The 20,664-nt window shown below is 60.7% G+C and carries 17 protein-coding genes; 10 read left to right on the top strand and 7 right to left on the bottom strand.

Annotated features, from left to right (window positions below; all coding sequences use genetic code 11):
• The first annotated feature begins 18 nt into the window (after positions 1-18).
• Positions 19-774, top strand: coding sequence for a glycosyltransferase family 2 protein (locus G7068_RS07185; protein WP_166290613.1), 756 nt, complete (start codon positions 19-21; stop codon positions 772-774).
• Positions 771-1,154, top strand: coding sequence for a DUF2304 domain-containing protein (locus tag G7068_RS07180; protein WP_166290612.1), 384 nt, complete (start codon positions 771-773; stop codon positions 1,152-1,154). Before G7068_RS07185 ends, G7068_RS07180 begins: the two co-directional genes overlap by 4 nt.
• Here the strand turns inward: G7068_RS07180 and G7068_RS07175 are convergent.
• The 3 genes from G7068_RS07175 to G7068_RS07165 all read right to left on the bottom strand — a co-directional run bounded on the left by G7068_RS07175 (position 1,151) and on the right by G7068_RS07165 (position 4,735).
• Entirely contained in the window at positions 1,151-2,545 is a 1,395-nt protein-coding gene (locus G7068_RS07175) for a sugar nucleotide-binding protein (RefSeq protein WP_166290611.1), read from the bottom strand. The two genes, G7068_RS07180 and G7068_RS07175, sit on opposite strands and share 4 nt — an antisense overlap.
• A gap of 2 nt (positions 2,546-2,547) precedes the next feature.
• Positions 2,548-3,549, bottom strand: a complete 1,002-nt coding sequence (rfbB, locus tag G7068_RS07170; RefSeq protein WP_166290610.1) for a dTDP-glucose 4,6-dehydratase — start codon at positions 3,547-3,549, stop codon at positions 2,548-2,550.
• 67 nt (positions 3,550-3,616) lie between these two features.
• Positions 3,617-4,735 carry an acyltransferase family protein gene (locus G7068_RS07165; protein ID WP_166290609.1) on the bottom strand — a complete coding sequence of 373 codons (1,119 nt, stop codon included), beginning with the start codon at positions 4,733-4,735 and terminating at the stop codon, positions 3,617-3,619.
• Between the two features lie 117 nt (positions 4,736-4,852).
• On the opposite strand from G7068_RS07165, the gene rfbA reads away from it, so the two are divergent.
• The 3 genes from rfbA to G7068_RS07150 all read left to right on the top strand — a co-directional run bounded on the left by rfbA (position 4,853) and on the right by G7068_RS07150 (position 8,962).
• Positions 4,853-5,728 carry a glucose-1-phosphate thymidylyltransferase RfbA gene (gene rfbA / locus G7068_RS07160; protein WP_166290608.1) on the top strand — a complete coding sequence of 292 codons (876 nt, stop codon included), beginning with the start codon at positions 4,853-4,855 and terminating at the stop codon, positions 5,726-5,728.
• Between the two features lies 1 nt (position 5,729).
• A complete protein-coding gene (locus G7068_RS07155) occupies positions 5,730-7,814 on the top strand; it encodes an acyltransferase family protein (protein WP_166290607.1) in 2,085 nt (694 codons plus the stop codon).
• A 233-nt stretch (positions 7,815-8,047) separates the two neighbouring features.
• The gene (locus G7068_RS07150) at positions 8,048-8,962 is read left to right on the top strand and encodes an alpha/beta fold hydrolase (RefSeq protein WP_166290606.1); all 915 of its coding nucleotides are present in this window, start codon (positions 8,048-8,050) and stop codon (positions 8,960-8,962) included.
• 20 nt (positions 8,963-8,982) lie between these two features.
• On the opposite strand, the gene G7068_RS07145 is transcribed toward G7068_RS07150, so the two are convergent.
• A complete protein-coding gene (locus G7068_RS07145; protein ID WP_166290605.1) occupies positions 8,983-10,896 on the bottom strand; it encodes a DUF6541 family protein in 1,914 nt (637 codons plus the stop codon).
• 137 nt (positions 10,897-11,033) lie between these two features.
• On the opposite strand from G7068_RS07145, the gene glf reads away from it, so the two are divergent.
• The 3 genes from glf to G7068_RS07130 all read left to right on the top strand — a co-directional run bounded on the left by glf (position 11,034) and on the right by G7068_RS07130 (position 14,932).
• Positions 11,034-12,173 (top strand): UDP-galactopyranose mutase, encoded by a 1,140-nt coding sequence (gene glf / locus G7068_RS07140; protein WP_166290604.1) that lies wholly within the window; start codon positions 11,034-11,036, stop codon positions 12,171-12,173.
• Positions 12,174-12,278: 105 nt separating this feature from the next.
• A complete protein-coding gene (locus tag G7068_RS07135; RefSeq protein ID WP_166290603.1) occupies positions 12,279-12,506 on the top strand; it encodes a hypothetical protein in 228 nt (75 codons plus the stop codon).
• 134 nt (positions 12,507-12,640) lie between these two features.
• Positions 12,641-14,932 carry a M12 family metallo-peptidase gene (locus tag G7068_RS07130; protein ID WP_166290602.1) on the top strand — a complete coding sequence of 764 codons (2,292 nt, stop codon included), beginning with the start codon at positions 12,641-12,643 and terminating at the stop codon, positions 14,930-14,932.
• A gap of 94 nt (positions 14,933-15,026) precedes the next feature.
• Here the strand turns inward: G7068_RS07130 and G7068_RS07125 are convergent, their stop codons facing one another.
• The 3 genes from G7068_RS07125 to G7068_RS07115 all read right to left on the bottom strand — a co-directional run bounded on the left by G7068_RS07125 (position 15,027) and on the right by G7068_RS07115 (position 18,787).
• Positions 15,027-16,931, bottom strand: coding sequence for a glycosyltransferase (locus tag G7068_RS07125; RefSeq protein ID WP_166290601.1), 1,905 nt, complete (start codon positions 16,929-16,931; stop codon positions 15,027-15,029).
• Between the two features lie 84 nt (positions 16,932-17,015).
• Complete coding sequence (locus G7068_RS07120; RefSeq protein WP_244304767.1) at positions 17,016-17,372, bottom strand: hypothetical protein; 357 nt, start codon at positions 17,370-17,372, stop codon at positions 17,016-17,018.
• A 5-nt stretch (positions 17,373-17,377) separates the two neighbouring features.
• Positions 17,378-18,787 (bottom strand): O-antigen ligase family protein, encoded by a 1,410-nt coding sequence (locus G7068_RS07115; protein ID WP_166290600.1) that lies wholly within the window; start codon positions 18,785-18,787, stop codon positions 17,378-17,380.
• A 52-nt stretch (positions 18,788-18,839) separates the two neighbouring features.
• Between G7068_RS07115 and manA the strand changes: the two genes are divergently transcribed.
• The gene (gene manA, locus G7068_RS07110; RefSeq protein ID WP_166290599.1) at positions 18,840-20,123 is read left to right on the top strand and encodes a mannose-6-phosphate isomerase, class I; all 1,284 of its coding nucleotides are present in this window, start codon (positions 18,840-18,842) and stop codon (positions 20,121-20,123) included.
• A gap of 242 nt (positions 20,124-20,365) precedes the next feature.
• Positions 20,366-20,623: a WhiB family transcriptional regulator gene (locus G7068_RS07105; protein WP_205881382.1), complete on the top strand. Its 258-nt coding sequence runs from the start codon at positions 20,366-20,368 to the stop codon at positions 20,621-20,623.
• Positions 20,624-20,664: the final 41 nt, after the last annotated feature.

Here is a 20,664-nt window from a genome sequence, read left to right as displayed (position 1 = left end):
GTGGATAGAATGACCGGCATGACTTTCCCTCTTGAACGCGTGCTCATTGTGATGCCTGCTTTCAACGAGGAAGAGGTAATCGCAAGTGTTGTGCGCGAGGTGCGACAGACCCTGCCCGGTGCGACAGTGCTCGTGGTGAACGACGGCTCCTCCGACGCGACGACGGACCGGGCACGCGAAGCCGGCGCTCGTGTTCTTGAGCTCCCGTTCAACCTGGGTGTTGGTGGGGCCATGCGGCTGGGATTCCGCTACGCGGAAACGAACGGTTTTCCGGTTGCCGTGCAGCTCGACTCGGATGGGCAGCACAACCCCGCAGATGTGCCAGCGCTCGTTGCCCTGCTCGACGCTTCGGAGGGATCCAATGGCGCTGAGGGAGTTGACGTTGTCGTCGGGGCTCGGTTCACCGACGGTGACGAATACGAAGTGCGCGGGCCCAGAAAGTGGGCGATGCGTTTTCTCTCCAGCGTGTTGAGCCGCGCAATGCACGTCAGGCTCAGCGACACCACCTCAGGGTTTAAGGCTCACGGGCCGCGTGCGATCCACCTCTTCGCTCGGGAGTATCCAGCGGAGTACCTGGGCGATACGATCGAGGCCCTCGTTATTGGGCACCGCGCCGGGCTGCGCTTTGCCCAGCTCGGAGTCACGATGCGAGAGCGCGCAGGCGGCACTCCCTCGCACAATCCGTTGAAGTCGGCCATCTACCTGGGTCGAGCGTTTTTCGCCCTGGTCATCGCGTTTTTGCGCCCACGGCCAAAGACTGGAGTGGAACTATGACTCTCGCAAGCTACATTCTGGGGATCGCATCGGCTCTTTTGGTGCTCGTTGTGGTGATCGAGTTGCTACGCCGAGGTCGTCTGCGCGAGCGTCATACACTCTGGTGGTTGATTGCCGGAGGGATCGGCCTGGTCGTTGCTGTTTTCCCGAACCTTCTTGAGGGTGCGGCAAAGGCTCTGGGGGTCGAGGTACCGGTGAACCTCGTGTTTTTCTTGGGGATCCTCGTGCTGTTCCTGGTGCTCATGCAGCAGTCGGGTGAACTTACTCGCTTCGAAGAGCGCACGAGAACGCTAGCCGAGCACACGGCGGCCCTTGAGGATCGTGTGCGCGACCTGGAGTTGGGCGCCCCCCGCCAAGAAAACTCGGACGACCCCCGCTAGTTTTCCGGCAGGTAGTCGGCGAGCGCCTCGCGAGCATCGCGGGGTGTGAAGCCCGTTGCCTCGATTTTGGCGAGGGCAAGCGTGCTGTTAAGTGGCCGCGGGGCCGCCTGCTTATCCTTGAAGTACTCGGCGGTGCTCACACCCGTGATGCGCGCGGGATCTTGATCCACGCCCGCAAACACCAAGCGGGCGATGTCTGCCCACGACATGGGCTCACCCTCGTTTGTGAGGTTGTACAGGCCGTATGCCGGGCGGGTCTCGAGCAGGTGTCGGATCCCGGCCGCGATGTCTGCCGTAAAACTGAGGCGGCCGACCTGGTCGTCGACCACACTCGGATCGATGCCGCGCGACGCAAGTGACGCCATCGTGCGCACGAAGTTGTTGCCCTCACCGATCACCCAGCTGGTGCGCACGATGTAGTGTCGCGGCACGGTGGCAACGACAGCATCGCCCGCGGCCTTGGTCTGACCGTACACCCCGAGCGGTGAGACAGCGGAGGTCTCGTCAAACACCGGCTGCGAGCCGTCGAAGACGTAGTCGCTCGACACGTGCACGAGTGTCAGGCCGTGCTCGGTCGCGAGACGCGCTAGCTCGGCGACCCCCGTAGTGTTCGCGGCCCAGCACTCGGCGCGACCGGACGCGGTCTCGGCTTCGTCGACCTTCGTGTATGCGGCCGCGTTGATGACCGTGTCGTAGTCGGCCCAGCGCACGCGCGCCAGCGACGCAGCGTCGCTCAGGTCGATGCGTGCACGATCCGCGAAGTCAGCCTCGGGAAGCGCCGCGCGTAGGGCATGCCCCAGCTGTCCGCCCGCTCCCAACACCAGCGTGCGCTTTGGCTTCATCGGAGTGACATCGGCCAGCACAGGGTGGTTGAGGTCTTTCTCGGAGCGCTCAGCCTGCTCCAGCGGTATCGGCCACTCGATCGCCGCAGTGGCGTCTGCGAGGTTCAAGAAGCAGTATTCGCCCTGCGCCTCCGCGCTCCAGTGCGCGTTGACCAGGTAGACGTAGGCGGTGTCATCTGCGAGGGTCTGGTACGAGTTACCCACCCCGCGCGGCACGAAGATCGCGGTTGAGGGATCCAGCTCGGCGGTAAACACCTGGCCGAAGGTCGGGCCCTCACGCAGATCGACCCAGGCTCCGAAGATGCGCCCGGTCGCAACCGATACATACTTGTCCCACGGCTCAGCGTGGATCCCGCGCGTCGCCCCGGCTTTGTCGTTGAACGAAATGTTGTTCTGCACTGGCCCGAAATCGGGCAGTCCCAGCGCAAGCATCTTCTCCCGCTGCCAGTTCTCCTTGAACCAGCCGCGGTTATCGCCGTGTACGGGCAGGTCGAGTAGCAGCAGGCCCGGGATCGGGGTCTCGCGGATCGCGAGCGGCTTCGCAGCCACGATTACTGTCCCTGCTCGCGGTACTTGGCCTCGGTTGCGGCCTTCTGCGGACGCCACCACGCCTCGTTGTTGCGATACCAGTCGATGGTCGCGACGATTCCGCGCTCGAAATCTGGGAACGACGGCTGCCACCCGAGTTCAGTACGCAGTTTGGTCGAGTCGATCGCGTAGCGTAGGTCGTGACCCGGGCGGTCAACGACGTGCTCAAATGCGTCAGCGGGCTGGCCCATGGCCTGCAGGATCAGCCGCAGTACCTCGAGGTTATTCTTCTCGCCATCGGCACCGATCAGGTAGGTCTCGCCAATGAGCCCCGCCTCGACGATGCGCAGCACTGCTGAGGAGTGATCGTCTGCGTGGATCCAGTCACGCACGTTGAGGCCCTCGCCGTAGAGCTTGGGGCGCTGGCCGTCGATCACGTTGGTGATCTGCCGGGGGATGAACTTCTCGACGTGCTGACGGGGGCCGTAGTTGTTCGAGCAGTTTGAGATGGTGGCTTGCACGTCGAAGGAACGCACCCAGGCCCGTACGAGTAGATCGGAGCCGGCCTTCGTCGACGAGTAAGGGCTCGACGGGTGGTACGGGGTCTGCTCGGTGAAGCGCTGGGGATCGTCGAGCTCGAGATCGCCGTAGACCTCATCGGTTGAGATGTGGTGGTAGCGCTTTTCGTGGCGGCGAACAGCCTCAAGGAGCGTGTAGGTACCAACAATGTTGGTGTCGAGGAAGGGGCGGGGGTTCTGCAGCGAATTATCGTTGTGTGACTCGGCCGCGTAGTGCACCACTACGTCGGTCGCCTCGACCAGCTCGTTAACCAGCTCGGCGTCGCAGATGTCGCCGCGAACCACACGCACGCGATCCGCGGGCAGGCCAGCGAGCGAGGCCTCATTGCCGGCGTAGGTGAACTTGTCGAGCACCGTCACCACGTCATCGGTGTTGGCGACGAGGTAGTGTACGAAGTTGGAGCCGATGAAGCCAGCGCCTCCGGTCACAAGAATCTTGCGGGTCACGGGGTTCCTCCGGGTTTTTGGAATGCCAGTGCGGTACGAGCGCCCCCAAGTGTATCTGGCTCAGCCGTTAGCGATCCGCAGAGCGCCCCGTGGCGATGCGTGTGCGTCGAAGAGCCGGGCGTTCGATCCAGAACCAGCTAGCGAGGGCGAAGAGCGCCGTGATAGCCAGTGAAAGCGTTGAGAACCAGAACACGTTGAGTGTGTAGAGCCCCAGAAGAGCGAGCATCTGCTGCACCGGGAACGCGTAGATGTAGATGCCGTACGAAACGTCGTGGTGTGCGATCCACTTCGGTTGAGGAATGACGGTCGAGAGCCACAGCAGCCCGTAGGCGTAGAGCGGAGCGAGAGCCTGCGCGATCCAGAGCGGCCCGAAATTAACGCCGATGATCATGATCGCGAGCGAGAGCACACCCCCGACCCAGTGGAGCCCGATGTAGGGCTTCAGGAGGCGGAGCAGTGCGCCACCAAGAAAGTACGGGAGTAGGGAAGCCAAGAGGCGGATCGAATCTTCGCCTCCCACGGCATTGACCGCGAGGTCAGCCCGCGCGTACACCGCTGCCGAAAGCACAAACGCGATCGCGACGGGCCACACAGAGGTGCGGGCGCGCTTCCAAATAAGGAGCAGACCGATAAACAGGTAACACAGAAACTCGAAGTACAGGGTCCAGAGCGAGCCGTTCCACGCGTCTGGGTAGGGCACGGCGCTGAGCGTGTCACCGATTGCGTACTGCTTGATGTCGAGAAACAGGTTGCCGTAGATGTAGGCAAACGGGCTCGGCTGTGTCGAAAGGTATCCACGCAGCGTGCCGTGGTTGATCAACTGCGCGATAGGCCCGAATAGGCAGACCGTTACCACCAGCACCGTAATAAACGCGGGGTAGATACGGCCGACTCGGAGCAGTAGGAAGTTCGCGAATCCGGTGCGCTGACGGCTCGCGGTGATCAGGTAACCGCTGATTGCAAAGAAGCCGGCAACAGCCCACCCGCCAAGCCCCTGACCTCCGAGTGCGGGAGCCAGTTCGGGCCTCCCAGTCAGCGGGTAGCTGTGAAACACGAGCACCGCGGCGGCAAGCACAAGGCGGATTAAGTTCAGGCTGTTGGTAGAACTGAGTGGTTTGCCGAAATAACGCGGAGACTTCTGGTTCCAGGGCTCGCCAGGATGCATCAGTGGTGTTGTTGCGGCCATGTTGCTCCCTGAAATCTTGCAGCTCTGGTGAATTGCGCCTCAGGCAGTCTAGCTGCGATGGTGAATCGGCTGCGTGGAATAGGCTGTTGGGCAACACGACGAAAGGCAGTGGTACGCGTGAAGGGCATCGTTCTCGCCGGGGGTTCCGGCACCCGGCTTTGGCCAATCACCAAGGGCATCTCGAAGCAGCTGATGCCGATTTTCGATAAGCCAATGATCTACTACCCGCTTTCGACGCTCATGATGGCGGGGGTTCGCGAGATCCTCATCATCACGACCCCCGAGCACAACGAGCAGTTCCAAGCACTCCTCGGCGACGGGTCACAGTTGGGCATGCGCCTCGAATATGCCGTACAGCCGAAACCAGAGGGGCTCGCTCAGGCGTTCACAATCGGTGAGGAGTTCATCGGAGACGACAGCGTTGCGCTTGTGCTCGGCGACAACATCTTCCACGGCACCGGACTCGGCTCAAATCTGCGCAAGCACACGGAGGTCGACGGGGCCGTGGTGTTTGCGTACCACGTTGCGAACCCCAAGGCCTACGGTGTGGTCGAGTTCGATGCTGAGATGCGCGCGCTGTCAATCGAGGAGAAACCCGAGAACCCGAAGAGTAACTTCGCCGTTCCCGGCCTGTACTTCTACGACAATGACGTGGTGAAGATCGCGAGTGGCATCAAGCCGAGCGCCCGCGGTGAACTCGAGATCTCAACGGTCAACGAAGAATACTTGAATGCGGGCAAACTGCACGTGCAGACGCTCGACCGCGGCACGGCGTGGCTCGACACGGGCACGGTTGAGTCGATGATGCAGGCCTCGGAATATGTGCGCGTGATCGAGGATCGCCAGGGCTTTAAGATCGGGTGCCTCGAAGAGATCGCGTGGCGAAACGGCTGGGTGAGTGATGCGGAGCTCGCTGAGCTCGCAGCCCCCCTGCGCAAGAGCGGCTACGGTACATACCTCGATGGGATTTTGCGTGAGGGTGGCGCCGCTTAGCTTGAGTAAGGCGCAACCGCCCGCCACAAAACGCCTGCGTCTCGACATTCAGGGGTTGCGTGCGCTCGCCGTCGCGCTTGTGGTGGTCTTCCACCTGTTTCCGAAGCACCTGCCCGGTGGCTATATCGGCGTCGACATCTTTTTTGTCATCAGCGGGTTTCTGATCACCGGGCACCTACTCCGTGAAGTTGAGACCACCGGCCGGGTGAAGGTCACCGAGTTTTGGGCGCGCCGCATTCGACGGCTCATTCCCGCGTCGCTCCTTGTGCTGCTCGTCACCATAGCGCTCACGGCGACGGTGATGCCCGCGAACACACGCCCGCAAAACTACGGCGATATTGGATTCGCGGCGGGCTACGTTCTTAACTGGCGACTCGCCGCAAACTCGATCGACTACCTCAACGCTGCATTCCCTCCAACGCTCGTGCAGCACTACTGGTCGCTGTCGATCGAGGAGCAGTTCTATCTTGTCTGGCCACTCATCATCGTGGTGGCAATCGGAATCGCTGCGCTCGTTAAGAAGCCCAAGCGCGGATTCATCCTTGGTGCGCTCATAGCCGTTCTCGTGCTGTCGCTCGCGTTCTCAGTGCTTGAGACCGCGAGATCTCAGCCTTCCGCTTACTTCCTTACCACGACCAGGGCGTGGGAATTTGCGCTGGGTGGCCTCGTTGCGATGGTTCCCGCGGCAAAGTTCTCGGCTGCGTCACGTGGAGTGCTCAGCATCATCGCGGTGGGTGCGATTGCGGGATCCGCGATCCTATTCGGGGCTGCCACACCCTTTCCTGGTGCGATCGCGTTGATCCCGGTCGCCGCGACCGCGATCCTCATCTGGTGCGGTGATACCGACTCCGCGGGTTGGAAGTTCGCTCCGCAGCGTCTCACTCATAACCGGGCCGTCCAGTTCCTCGGCGACACCTCGTACTCGGTGTATCTGTGGCACTGGCCGCTCATCCTCGCGATCACCGCGGCCGCGCCAGCGGTCGGCTGGGGCTGGCGACGCGCACTAGTCGTTATTCCCGTCACGCTGGCGCTTGCCTGGCTGACGCTCAGGTTCGTTGAGGATCCGATACGCAAAGCGCCCGGCATATTGAAGCGCCGCAGCGCCACGTTTGGGTTGATGGTGGTTGCCGTCGGCGCCGTGATCGGGTTGGCTGCCTCGCAGATTGTCGCGATCCAGCAAGACGTGGATCAGCGACGGGCAGCTATCGAGTCGCTGCTGAGTGGCGAGAATACCCAAAGCGGAACACAGCAGTGTGTAGGTGCCTATGCCATCCTCAACAAGTGTGACAATCCTCACGCCTACGAAGAGGCGCTGATCGATCCCACCTTCGCGCAGGAAGACACTCCGTGGCTGTGGTTCCGCACTGGTGTCGGCAAGGATCACTGCACCCGTCAAAAGGTGGCAACCGAGGTGGAACGCTCATGCGATTTCCCGGGCGAGGGTAACCAAATTATGCTGCTCGGCGATTCGCACGCGGAGCAGTTTGCCGCGCCTCTTCAGCAGCTCGCTGCGGAGGAAGGATGGGGGCTGCGTATGGAATCGCGCGCGTCGTGCGAGCTTGTTGACTCCCGAGACAGCCTCAGTAGCGAGGACGCTGCCCGCTGCCGCGAGTGGAGCGAACAACAACTGAGTGCGATCGAGGCTGATCCCACGATCGACACCGTCATCGTCAGTATTCGCGCGGACCTGGTCGCGGGGGATGTGGATCCCACTCCCGCGCTTAACCGGCTTCGCGACGCCGGAAAACAGGTGATTGTGATGCGTGACGCGCCCTCCGTCGGGTTCGTCGGTGCCGATGGTGTGCGACTCAATGGGGCGCAGTGTCTGATAGAGCAAGGGCCTGTTGATGACGCCTGCTCGTGGTTTGTTGAGCAAGATCCCGACTGGTTAACCGCAGCTGCGACCGCGATGGGAATCAGCGTGCTCGACACCCACCAGATGGTGTGCCCGGACGGCACGTGTCACATGATTAGCGGCGACCTGGTGGTCTACAGCGACGACAACCACTTCACCGGAATGTACGCGAATTCACTCAAGGGCTGGTTCGCGCGAGAACTGAAACCGCTGCTGAGTCGCAGCTCGTAAACCGGGTGCCATGCCTGCGCTGCAGAGTGGATAACGGCCCGAAACTTACGCGACACGGAAGACTCGGTGACTATCTAAGAAGCCCGATGCATTCAGGTGGAGTGTTGCTACAGCATGCCCTCTTCGATTCACCCCTGGCTTGTTCGCTCCGTTAGCGTGGACCGAGTTGGTCGGCAGTGAGGCGGTTGCCCCTCCGGCAACGTACATCCCCCAACCCGATACGGAGAGCCTCCATGAACCGTGCCCCACGTCAGACTGCCAGCCTCAGCGTCACACTCGGTGCCACAGCTGCGCTCATCGTCCTGCTCAGCGGCTGCGCGACCGCGTCCACCCCCGCCAAAACCAAAACCGACAGTGCATCGGCCGCCGAGTCGAGCAGCAACGCAACCCCACCGAAACGAACGAGCACGGACGTTGACGTCGACGGTGTCTCCGTTCACACCGAGTGCAGCGGTCCGGCGGACTCCGGCAAGCCGACCGTTGTGCTCATCACGGGTGCGGGAGATTCCCTTACTGCCATGAAGGATCTGCAGGACAAGATCGCTCATGAAACTCGCGTGTGTTCGTATGACCGTCCCGGCACCGGGGACGTGCCCGCACCAAAGCAGACTCAGACGCTAAAGGATGCCGCGGCCCTGTTGCACTCTGTGACCAAGGAAGTCGTTCAGAGCGATTCCATAACGCTCGCGGGACACTCTTCGGGTGGGATGATCGCTGCGCAGTATGCCGCCGACTACCCCGATGATGTCGCCTCGGTCGTGCTGATCGACGCGACGCCACCCAGCGCGATCACGGAGATTCTCAAACTGATTCCGGAGACTGAGCCTGCGGACGAAGCTGCGGGGGCCTCCCGTGCGGAGATCATGAGCATGACCAGTGGCGATAACCCCGAGCGCATGATTTTGACCGGTGATCCACTCGCCCCGATCGGCAAGACTCCGCTGACGGTTATCCGCCACGGACTTGACCTCTTTGCCGAGATTCCCACGTACGGTACCCAGCTCGACGAGATCTGGGTTGCTGGCCAAAAGGAATGGTTGGCGCTGTCTTCTGATAGCAACATGGTCGTTGCCAAGACAAGCGGCCATTACATCTACAACGACCAGCTCGACCTCGTGGTAGACACGATCACCAAAGCGCTCGGCTAGACCGCAGGCAGGCGAGCTGGCTACCCGCAGCCCGTAAACCGATAGAGTTTTGCGTTTCCCTCCTGGTCAACCAGTTTGAACAGGGGGGAACCGCTGAGCCCCTCGATACCGGGGTACTTGTGGCGCTCTTCGGGCTTGATCTCATTCGTGCCGAAGTCGAGCACGTAGCGTACGTTGAGCCGGTCGGCTGCCTTGCAGACCGCGGGATCAGTATCCGCGTTCTTGAGGGACTCCATAACGAGCTTTCGATCCTTACCCACGTTGTTCATGAGGATGTGCGGGTACAGCACGTGCCGATCCGCAAACGCGTAGGCCAGGGCAGTGCCCGTCCAGGGGCTGCCCGCGATCACCTCATCAGGGGCTACCTCGGAGGGGAGGCGCTTCAGCAGGGCGACTTCATCCTGCGAAACTAGGCGCGCATCTGGCTTGAGCTCGTAGACCTGGTGGATGATGATCGAGAGCCGCTCGTATCCCGAGGTGGTGAGCGCGACAGCAGCGACAACCAGGAGCACAACAACCTCGCTGATCCAAGATGGACGCGTTCGTTTGGCGAGGGCGTCCACGATCCAGCGAACGGCCAGTACTCCAATGGGGATCACCGTGATTACAAAAATGGCCGAGAGTCGGGGGGAGTCGCCGTACCAGAGCCAGGTTGGAACCCGCAGGATCGGTGGTTTGACGCTCGCGGCCAGCACGTACAGAATCGCCACGACGACCCACATGCCAACAACCGCGCCACCAATCACGTCTTTGCGGCGAATTGCAATGACAAGACCGAACAGCACGAGGGCGGCAGTCAAGAGGGGGAGCCCGTAGCCTTCGAGCGAAAGCGTTACGATCTGCTTGACTGCCTCGAACACAGACATCCTTGTGTCTCGCCACCAGTCACCCTGGCGAAGCACGACGATTACCGTCAATCCAAACACCACAAAGATGCCGAAGCCCAGGCTTCGCTGCTTCTTCTGCTTCGCGGTGAGTTTGGCCCAGCCGTTAATAAACGCGGCGGTTGCCGAGGGAGCCGCGAGAGCGAGTACACCCATCGTTGCGCCCGGGTGGGCCATCGCAACCCCAAATAGGACCCCCGCGAGTAACACGATGTGCGGCCACAGCGTCGTAACGCGGTTCTCGCGCGAGACCCCGATCAGGTTGAGTACGAGCGCAAGAGCTGCTGGCAAAAGTGTGAGGCCCAAAAAATAGGGGTAGAGCACACCGTAGAGCAACATGTTGAGGGGGAACGCCGGCAGCGCCGCTGCGAGGATTCCGGTTGCGATTGTCGCTGCGCGCGAGGAACCCGCGATCTGGCGAGAGAGCAGCAGGATGCCGGCCGGCCAAACCGCAGCGAGCACCGCGATATTGAACGCGTTGATGGCGAGGGGAATGGACGCCCCGGTGAACTGCTGGGCAAGCTGCACGAGAGCGTGGTAGGCATCGGGGTAGAAGCCGCGGGCACCGTCGGGGGTAGTGAGAACCGTAATGTCGAAGGGTGAAGCTGAACCGGTATCACCGATAAACGCGATGGCATTGAGGTGGAAGACGTTGTCGAATGTCTGCGAGAACGCCTCTGGCTTGCCGATCGATGTCACGGTGATGGTGATGAGAACAATCGAGCAGAAGGCCCACGCCACGATAGTGGGCCAGGATCGACCGCTCTCCGTGGGGGCGAAATCGAACTTCGCGCGGAGGGCGAATCTGAAGAGGCACACAATGAGTGCGCCGAAAACGGCAGCGAAGAGGAGCGCTGATACCGGGTTCCAGGAGACGCCAATCAGTGGGAGCACAACTGATGCTGCGCTCAACAGTGTGATTGACACGGCGGGGGCAAGCGCCCAGAGCCAGAGTCTCCGCAGCCCAATGAACCAGCCAACTGCTAGTCCGGGAACGAGCAGAAGTGCTGCGCTCGCTAAGACTGTGGGAAGGGCGTCGATCCAGCTCATGTACGTCCGTATCTTTCGTCGGGTGAGGGTACGGAAAAATCTCCCCACTTGAGGTTAGCCGAGTTATTCTCATGAACAGCTGGAGGGAAGCACGTGTCTCCGCATTTGTATCGAGGGACTCTACTAAGCTAGCTGCCATGGATCTTTTGGTGGTCGGCTCAGGTTTCTTTGGACTCACAATCGCGGAGCGTGCCGCGAACGACGGAAAAAAAGTGGTTGTCATTGACCGACGCCCGCACATCGGCGGTAACGCATACTCCGAGGCCGAGCCAGAAACGGGCATCGAGGTGCACGTTTACGGTGCGCACCTCTTTCACACCTCCAACCAGACCGTGTGGGAATACGTGAACCGTTTCACGAGCTTCACCAACTACGAGCACAAGGTTTACTCGAACTTCAAGGGTGAGGTCTACCCCCTCCCGATCAACCTCGGCACGATCAACCAGTTCTTCAGGGCCGCCTACGGCCCCGATGAGGCCCGAAACGTGATTGCAGAACAGGCAACGGAGTTCGACACAAAGGGTGCCAAGAACCTTGAAGAAAAAGGCATCTCGCTGATCGGACGCCCACTCTACGAGGCGTTCATCAAGGACTACACCGAAAAGCAGTGGCAGACACCGACAACCGAGCTGCCGGCTGAGGTTATTAGCCGCCTTCCGGTGCGCTACAACTACGACAACCACTACTTCAACGACACGTACGAGGGATTGCCCACCGACGGCTACACCGCGTGGCTCGAGAAGATGGCAGATCACCCCAACATTGAGGTGCGACTGAACACCGACTTCTTTGACGAGTCGCAGCCGCTGAACAAAAACGCCGTTGTCGGCACCGTGCCCGTTGTGTACACCGGTCCAGTGGACCGTTACTTTGACTATGCCAAGGGTGAGCTCGGCTGGCGCACGCTCGATTTTGAGCAGGAAGTGCTGCCGACTGGCGACTTCCAGGGCACGAGCGTCATGAACTACGCAGGATCCGATGTGCCGTATACGCGCATTCACGAGTTCCGCCACTTCCACCCCGAGCGCGACTACCCGAGCGACAAAACCGTCATTATGCGTGAGTTCTCACGGTTCGCGACCCGTGAAGATGAGCCCTATTACCCGGTTAATACCCCGGAGGATCGTGAGCGTCTGCTGCAGTACCGCGAACTTGCGGATGCAGAGAACCAGGTGCTCTTTGGCGGCCGCCTCGGCACCTACCAGTACCTCGACATGCACATGGCGATCGGATCGGCGCTGTCCATGTACAACAACAAGCTCAGCGAGCTACTCTAAACCTTTCAATTGGTTCGCAATACACCCTGAAGTTCGACATCTTCTAAACCCCCGCATAAACTCTTCGTTTGGGGGACGGTTCATTTATCGTGCGGAAGGTGCATATTGCGAACAATAGTTAAGTCCATAGCTGGGGGTGCGCTGGCGCTGCTGCTGGCTTTGAGCGTAGCCCCGGCGAACGCGTTGGACCCCCTCGCCCCTGAGGACGACGTAACCATCGTTGATGATCAGAACCCGGCAGCGGGCGACAACGACGATCTTGAAAATACAAGTGACTCCGACGGCACCGATGGCGACGCATTCGGGCTGAGAATACGTCAGAGGATGAAGTAGAGACTTCTAATGATACGGAATCGGCTCCGAAGCCCACCGGAGAGACGGGCGAGCCAGAAGCTCCCACCGTTGACACGGCCCCAGCAACTTTGAAGGTATCGGGGCAGATATATACGGCCCCAGTAGAAGCTGATGTGCAGACAATCGAGCAATTTGAAGCGGGTGAAAAGCCAGCCACGAGTGAGAGCAAGACGATTGTTGCGACTGAGCAGATCGGTCTTGTAGAAGTTGACACCGAGAAATCCCAGGGAGCGCTTGAGAGCGGAGACACTTTCTCGGGCGAGGTTGAATTACCGTCAGCTGTGGTTGAAGCGATGAGTGACAAAATTGCGAGCGAGGGTCCTCTGACGGAAACGGCAGTTGCCGAGAGCGTCGCTGATGCCACGATGGAAGGTGGCGGACTCCTAGTCGCTTCAGGAGTTGGCGTTGAGGATAGCAACACGGCGGCTGACGAGACTGGTGCTGACACTGATCTCAAAGACGACGGCTCGGCGCAAGCAGCACTGGTCAAGAAGAGCCATCCAGTTCATATCCGTTACTTTGGGGGGAACGCGGCTGCTCAACCCACCAAGACAGAAATGCAGACTCTGGTTAAGGGTGCTTCGAGTTACTGGAACGTTCAGACCAACGGCATCGTGCCTTCGTTGCCAGAGGCAAGTTACAAAGTAATGAGCAACAGTAATAACTGTGATCAATACGCACTTTGGAACCAGGCAATTCACGACCTCGGCTATTCTAACGCTTACGCATTTTTGACGAGTGGGCAGCACCTTGCGATTTTTGTAAATAACAACTGCAGCGGTCCTACTGTTGGACTGGCACTGATGTCCCAATCCCAGACAATTCATCAGGGCGGTGTCACCTGGGTAGACCTTGGTAAGCGAGGAGGCCAGCCCGTCTCGGATATGCTTCAGCCGTTCGCGCATGAAATTGGCCATACCTTTGGCCTGGCACACAGTGATGCACGTCAGTGCCCGAATCCCAAGTTTGACGTAGCGGTTCCGGCTTCTACGGGCAGGCCGAGCGCGAGCACGGGATGTCAGGACATCGACTATGGTGACTACATCAGCGTCATGGGCCCCTACTATCAAGGGTGGGGTAAAGTGCCAGCTGTGCTGCCTATTGCACAAAAGAATTTACTCGGAGTGACAACGAGCTCCATGCTGCGAGAGGTAAACGCGTCCGGTAGCGCGGTGCAAACCTTTACGATAAATGCGGCAAGCGCTACGAGCGGGGTTCGAGGCCTACGAGTCGCTACTCCCAGCCCCGGGCGAACGCTATACGTGGAATATCGCAACGGTACTGGTCAGGATCGGGGCTTGAAATGGTCCACGAACCTACTTACCAACGGAACTGACATTCTGGGACCGGGCGTTCGCGTCATGAACGGTGACAAGGTCTTTGGCAGTCGCGATGTGGTCCTTTCGCCCTGGTTCAGTGGAAAGCGCTGGCAGGGAATGCGAGCTGGTCATAGCGTGATGCCTTATGGTGATACCGCGCGAGTTGTTGTGCAATCCGCATCCGGTGCCACCGCCACAGTTCGTATCGAGTACAAGGGCTTCAAAGATGGCGGCAAGGTAGCCTCGACCTCTGTGAAAGAGGGCGGATCGCTTATCGCCGGTAAGACGCTGACGGCGAAGCTGACGGGCAAATGGGCGGTCACCTACGGTACGGCACCGAGCAAGGTCTCTGACCGCTACCAGTGGCTCCGCAACGGAAGCGCGATCAAGGGTGCTACGGGCGCGAGCTACAGGACAACCGCGGCCGACATTAACCAGAAGATTACGGTGAATGTTAAGCCCTACGCGGCTGGTTGGGTTTCGGGCAAGGGAGCGACATCCGCCACGAGGACCGTGGTGAGCCCGCCATTCATTGACGTGCTCTACGGGCAGAAGTTCTACAACGAGATCAACTGGATGAAGTCATCCGGCACCTCAACTGGAACCAGGACCGCCAAGGGTGCGGTCTACGCGCCGAAGGCAAACGTGACCCGTGAAGCTATGGCTGCATTCCTGTACCGGATGAACGCCCCGAAGAACTACAAGGCTCCGGCCAAGTCTCCGTTCGTGGACGTGCAGAAGGGGCAGAAGTTCTACAAGGAAATCTCCTGGATGTACACATCAGGTCTTTCCACCGGAACGATGCGGAATGGCCAGCGGTTCTACGACCCGAAGGCCGCTGTAAGCCGCGAGGCGATGGCCGCGTTCATGTACCGCATGCAGAAGCCGAAGGGCTACAAGGCTCCGTCGACATCCCCGTTTGCGGACGTGCGGAAGGGGCAGAAGTTCTACAAGGAGATCACCTGGATGTACAAGTCCGGTCTCTCCACCGGGACGAGGCAGCCGAGCGGTAAGCCCGTGTATAGCCCGAAGGGCAGCGTGACCCGCGAGGCCATGGGAGCATTCCTGTACCGCCTCAAGCACTAACAATCAGGCAGTATGACTGAGGGCCAGGATCCGCAAGGATCCTGGCCCTCAGTCGTTGTGCGCGTGACGCGAGCCGCACGCGGGCTAGCGGGAGTTATCGCCCGTCAAAGGTCTTGCGCCACTCCTCAACGGAGGTGATCTCTGGAAGTGCTGCCTTGTACGCCTCTGCCAGCCGATCCCAGTTCTTTTCCAGGCGGCGCGCCAGCTGGCGCGATTCCTTCAGCAAGCGGCGGAATTTCGCCTGATCGTGGCGGTACCACATCTTGCCGCTGCCGTCGGCTGCGCCGATGACAACACTGTGGTGCCGCGGGATTCGCCACCACAGGGAGTCGGCCTTTGAGTACTCGAGTTCGGGGGCGTGCTGGTCCGACTCGTTGTTTTTGCGCAGCCAGTGTTTTGGCACGGTTTTCAGCGTGAAGAGCGCGAGCTGCACACCCGTGGGGTAGTCATCGGGATCCTCAAGAAGAGGAAGGGCCCTGCCCCCGAATGCGCTGGGCGCCTCCGGGTCGTCAGAGCGATAGATGCGGGTCTCGGGGAAGTCCGCGGCGTGGGCCCGAGCCGCGGGCATGTCCGTGGAGATGCTCTTGTGCAGTGCACCGGGGCCGTCAAAGATGGATCGCATGCCGTCGATCGACAGCTGCGTCGCGTAGTACTGCATGTTCAGAAGCTTCTTGAGATCCTGACGGCTGCTGTTCTGGATCAACCGCCCGCCACCCGCCGCGTCTGAGTGCAGCAGGCCCGCGATGATGCGGTTGCGGGTGTGGAAGAAGGCCTGCCAGTCCTGCGAGTCGTCTTTATCGACCCACGAGACGTGCCACAGCGCAACACCCGGCAGCGACACCGTGCGATACCCGGCAGCCTTTGCGCGCAGTCCGTATTCGGCGTCGTCCCATTTGATGAAGACCGGAAGCGAGAGACCGATCTCGGCGATGATCTTCTTCGGGATCAGGCACATCCACCAGCCGTTGTAATCGGAGTCGAGGCGCGCGTGCATCCACTTGGTCTGGCGCAGGTTGCTCTCACGGAAGTCGTGGCGATGCTGCTCTTCGAAGGAGGGGCCCCACATGAACGGGCCAGGGCGTACGACCTCTGCCCAGGCGTGCATCACAGGCTTGTCGAGCAGGTCGAACATGTGGCCGCCAACGATAACGGGAGTGCGGCTGAATCGGCCGAACTGCAGCGCTCGAAGCGCGCTTTCGGTCTCAAACTCAACGTCGTCGTCAAGCAGTAGCAAAAAGTCGGTGTCTTCGCGCTCCAGCGTTTCTGACATGGAGCGAGCGAAGCCGCCGGATCCGCCGAGGTTGCCCTGCTCAATGATCTGCAGGGTGTCACCGAGCTGAGCGGCGACCTCGTCGAAGCCGTTTTCGTCGCGAACCTTTTGGGTGCCCTGATCTACCAGGAAGATTCGATCGACCACGTCGACGAGCGCCGAGTTCTGGGCAATGTTTGAGAGCGTGGCGACGCAGAAATCGGGCTTGTTGTAGGTGGTCATTCCAAGGCTGAGTTTGCCCTTGTTGACGGGCTCGGCCTCGGTGGTCCAGGATCCCTGCTCGAGCGTCAGGTCTTCGGTGCTCGCGATGAGATCGAACCAGTACCAGCCGCCGTCGCTGAACGATTTGAGCGGCAGGTCGAAGGAAGTGGTAGCGGATCCCGTGACCGTGCGGGCCTCAACCTGCTGCTGCACACCGCTCGAGTTTGAGCGGTACACGATGACGGTGCCGGCTCCCTGGGTGCGCAGTTCCAGTCGAACCTCGGTCACCACCGTCCATCGTTGCCAGTAGGCCGCGGGGAACGCGTTGAAGTAGCTCGCGTACGAGATACGCTCACCCGGGCGAACGCGCGAGCTTGAGCGAGACAGCACACTGTCGATGTGCGCGTGCTGACTGAGTCGGACTGACTTCTCGTCGATCGTTGTCCAGGTCTCGGGGTCTGCGTACAGCGGCAGAACATCGGGATCTTTTGCCTGCGGAAATACGACTGACTGCAGAGTGGTCGGCATCGAAAGAGGCCCTTTCACCGGGGAACAACAAACGGGTACAGCGAGCCAAGTCTACCCAGGGATCGCTGCACGCTGCCCGTGCGCTTAATCCACCTGCAGGCGATCGCTCAGCCGCCAGACCGCAACAGTCAGCTCGGGCACCTCGGCCGCGATTTCTCGGAGCAGCTCAAATTCGACCCTGTCGGTATTGCGCTGGTGCTCCGCGGCATCGGGGCCGCCGGCGCGTGCAGCGAGCCGAGCGAGCCCGAATTCGGCGAGCTGATCCCGTTCCTCCAGCATTTCGTCGCGAAGTGTGAGGACAACCAGGTCATCGATCTCCGGGGTTTCAGCGTAGGCCGTGGCCGGATCCTCACCCGCTCGCACGCGGCTCTCGAGTGTGGTGATTCTCTCCAAGCGCGCATCAGCCCGTAGCTTGATGAGACGCTCGGTTGACAGTGACACGGGGATCACCTGCTGAGTCCCACCTGGCCGGTGTCGTGCACGATGGGCACGCGTCGCCACGGCAGTCGCGTGTGCTCGGTATCGAGCGAGGGCACCACAAAATCAAAGCGTGATTTCACCGCGATCAGCACCAGCAGAATCCAGTTCCCCTCGATCAGCAGGCGGCTCTCGGTGAGTGACTGCACGAGCAACGCGACCATCACAAGGAAGGGCCACAGGGAGCTTGTGGCGTAGGGCAGAGCAGGGCCGTAGCCGCGGCGCGGGGGATCAACCGCGCGGAACCAAACGCGCCAGATCGTCAGTATGACCAGCGGTGCAAAAACAAGCACACCGACGATGCCAACCTGTAGCCACACGTCAAGCCAGGTGTTGTGTGCGCTCATCGTCGCCGCGTTTTTCTTCACGTCGATCGACTTGAACGGCTCGACCCAGGGCGCCCAGTAGCTGACCCAGCCCCAGCCGAACCAGGGGCGCTGCTCTGCGAGATGGATGACGCGGTCCCAGATGTCGACGCGACCCGTGAGGTCGCCGCTCTTGCCGAGCAGGCCAAAGACGAACTCGCGCGCGAACAGGGTGACGGCGACCGCCGCGGTGACGAGCACGGTGCTCACAACATAGAGCGGCACGCGTCGCTCTGGCCCCAGCCGCCGTGCCCACAGCGCGACGACCAAACCGACGACCACGGCAAGGAGTGCTACCCACACCGTTGCTCCCCGCGTCAGCAGTAGGGTTCCGGCCGCGATGATCACCCAAAACCATCCGCCTAGGCGGCGCACGAGCCCCGCCCGCAACTGGATGGTGAAGATAATAAGACCCAGCAGCGCAATGAATCCGAGCATTGCGGAGTTGGCAACGAGACCCTGAATGGGGCCGCCAGAAAACAGCAGGTCGCGGCTCCACAGCAGCAGTTTGGATTTGTTGTCCGCGAGCTCTGGCGACAGGAAGTTCTGGCGCAGTGGTTCGCGCAGCACGAGGGACACCCACAGCTCAAACAGGAGTGACAAGCCGATCAGGTAGCGCAGTGCAGTTCCGAGTGTGCGCAGCACCTCTTGCCAGCTCAAGATGAAGGCCAGCACCACCGCGACAACGGTGGTCGCCAACTGTGCGACGACACCGAGCACGGTTTCAAAACGGTACTGCGACCAAAAGATTGAGAGCGTGATGACCAGCAAGAACCAGTAGAGCGGCGCGGGGAGTCGGTACCACCGAAAACGCTCTGGCTTCAAGCGAACAAATAGCACGATCCCGGTAACGACCAGCGCTACTGCGAGCAGCAAGAACCCGGGCCAGCCAACAATATTGCGAACGCCATTGCTGCCCAGTGTGAAGATAAACGCACAGATTGCATACGCGCTCACCCCGAGTCGCGTTTTGTTGGGACCGGTTTTGATCCCTCCATCTTTACTACCTGCCATAGTCGGTATGGTAGAGCATGGCGCTCGAAGCTACGGTCGCCGGAGGAGTGACGTGCTGATCTTCATCGAGAACACCCCGCGTGCGTACGCTTGGGGATCGATGGACGCGCTCGCCGAAATGCTGGGTACACCGGTCACGGGCGAGCCCCAGGCTGAGCTGTGGCTCGGAGCGCACCCTGGCAACCCCGCGACGGTCGCAAAGGCCTCACCCGCGCCACAGACACTCATTGATCTCATCGAGCGCGATCCCGAACGGTACGGGGTTGACGGTGGGCAACTCCCTTTTCTGCTGAAAGTGTTGGCGATCGGCGCGCCGCTCTCGCTGCAGGTTCATCCCAACCTTGAGCAGGCCGCTGCAGGGTTTGCCGCAGAAGAGGCGGCTGGGGTGCCACGTGATGCACGGAATCGTAACTACGGTGACGCGAACCACAAACCCGAGTTGCTTGTTGCGCTCAGCGAGGTAACCGCGCTCAGCGGGTTTCGCTCTCTCGTAGAGACCCGTCGGGATCTGCTCGCGTTTGCTGCGCTCACCCGCGGAGACGCGTCAGAGGTGTTAGCGAAGGTGGCGGAGCGGCTCACTCACGGTGATCCCGAACGACTCCGTCGCGATTTTCTGACCTGGGTGTTCAGCGGTGATCCACTCGTGGCTAACGCCCTTGTGGCGCTCAACACGGCGATTGCAGACGCCGGGATCGCCGCCTCCGGCATTGTGGAAGCCAACGAGGTGCTGCGCGAGAACGAACTCGATCCTGAACGGGTTGGGGCGCTACGCGCGCTCGCCGCAACGTATCCCGGTGACCCGGGAATTCTTGTGTCGCTGCTGCTGCACCTCGTGCGACTCGCTCCCGGTGAGGCTATCTACCTCGCTGCGCAGCAACTTCATGCGTACCTTGGGGGAGTCGGTGTTGAGGTTATGGCGGCGTCTGACAACGTGCTGCGGGCCGGACTGACTCAAAAACACGTCGACATCGCCGAGCTGAGTCGTTTGGTCGATACTCAAGAGCTCGCCGAACCCAGGTTTCCCTGCGAACGGGTCGCGCCGGGGCTCGTGGCGTGGCGACCACCTGTGCCCGATTTTCAACTGCTTCGAGCACGTCTCTGTGAATCTGATGACCTGATGGAGCAGGGGGGCGACGCGGCGGCGAGCGTGGAGCTCGCTGCGGTGCACCCGGTTGTTCTTGTCGTGACAGCGGGTCGCGTGCGAGTTGAGCGCCCGGAGGCAGACCTGGACGAAGTGGCTGCCGTGCGTCGCGGCCAGTCACTCTATGTCTCGGCGGGTGCCCCAATCCGGCTCACGGGTGCGGGTGAAGTTTTCGCGGCGACAGTTGCTGAATAAATTTCGATAATGCCACTCACCTGTTCAGTTTGAGCACATTTTAGACACGCCAGCGCGGCGTCGACCCTCAAGGCGGCATTGAGGGTTTAGACTCTCCGGCTTGACTTGTGCGAATCACAACGGTGTAATTGTGATTGTGTTGCGCAAACGGCGTGGCAACTTGAACGGTTGTGAAGGAGTGTTTGGTGAATAACTCGTCACACGCGCCGGTTCCTGGTAATTGGTTTGTCGACCCGGTATTTCTGGGTGTTCCGGGTGTACGCAAGCCCGAAGAAGATGAAGCCCTCGCTTGGCAGACAGATGCACTCTGTGCACAGACTGATCCTGAAGCTTTTTTTCCTGAAAAGGGCGGCTCTACGCGCGATGCGAAGCGCATCTGCGAGGGGTGCGAGGTTCGCTCCGAGTGCCTTGAGTATGCACTTGAGAACGATGAGCGTTTTGGCATCTGGGGCGGTCTCTCTGAGCGTGAGCGTCGCAGGCTTCGCCGCGAGGCAATGTAGGGAACTCCCTGCGTATTTGCGGCATGGCCTACCGGCCACGT

The sequence above is a fragment of the Leucobacter viscericola genome (assembly GCF_011299575.1).
GTDB lineage: Bacteria > Actinomycetota > Actinomycetes > Actinomycetales > Microbacteriaceae > Leucobacter > Leucobacter viscericola.
Note: the sequence above shows the minus strand (reverse complement) of the source record. Positions and strands in the feature narration are given on the sequence as shown.

Coding starts and splice junctions, on each gene's coding strand:
- G7068_RS07185 (WP_166290613.1), top strand. CDS start 19: ATGACTTTCCCTCTTGAACGCGTGCTCATTGTGATGCCTGCTTTCAAC.
- G7068_RS07180 (WP_166290612.1), top strand. CDS start 771: ATGACTCTCGCAAGCTACATTCTGGGGATCGCATCGGCTCTTTTGGTG.
- G7068_RS07165 (WP_166290609.1), bottom strand. CDS start 4,735: ATGGCCGCAACAACACCACTGATGCATCCTGGCGAGCCCTGGAACCAG.
- G7068_RS07150 (WP_166290606.1), top strand. CDS start 8,048: ATGAACCGTGCCCCACGTCAGACTGCCAGCCTCAGCGTCACACTCGGT.
- G7068_RS07145 (WP_166290605.1), bottom strand. CDS start 10,896: ATGAGCTGGATCGACGCCCTTCCCACAGTCTTAGCGAGCGCAGCACTT.
- glf (WP_166290604.1), top strand. CDS start 11,034: ATGGATCTTTTGGTGGTCGGCTCAGGTTTCTTTGGACTCACAATCGCG.
- G7068_RS07125 (WP_166290601.1), bottom strand. CDS start 16,931: ATGCCGACCACTCTGCAGTCAGTCGTATTTCCGCAGGCAAAAGATCCC.
- G7068_RS07115 (WP_166290600.1), bottom strand. CDS start 18,787: ATGGCAGGTAGTAAAGATGGAGGGATCAAAACCGGTCCCAACAAAACG.